This window comes from Bartonella sp. AP58NXGY, from assembly GCF_042195785.1.
Lineage (GTDB): Bacteria > Pseudomonadota > Alphaproteobacteria > Rhizobiales > Rhizobiaceae > Bartonella.
The window spans coordinates 1-256 of sequence record NZ_JBHIOY010000316.1 but is presented as its reverse complement, the minus strand read 5'-3'; the positions used below and the strand labels follow the sequence as shown (position 1 = coordinate 256).

The 256-nt window shown below is 42.6% G+C and carries 1 pseudogene; it reads left to right on the top strand.

Annotation, left to right across the window (positions count from 1 at the left end):
- Positions 1 to 256: pseudogene (locus ACFINC_RS11135) on the top strand (2-octaprenyl-6-methoxyphenyl hydroxylase); the annotation flags it as partial.

The window sequence follows — 256 nt, the reverse complement described above, 5'->3', positions numbered from 1 at the left end:
GAACATGAAAAACCCCATCATGGTCAAGCAATTCAACATTTTTTACCCGCTGGCCCTTTTGCTCTTCTCCCGCTCAAAGGGAACCGATCCGCCATTGTATGGAATGAGAATCATAAAACTGCGCAATATTACCTCAAAGCTGACGCATTTATTTTTGCAACAGAACTCGAAAGACGCATTGGTCATCGATTAGGAAAACTCTCTTGGAATGGTGAACGTCAAGCTTTTCCCCTAAACCTTTCTTTAACACGCCAAT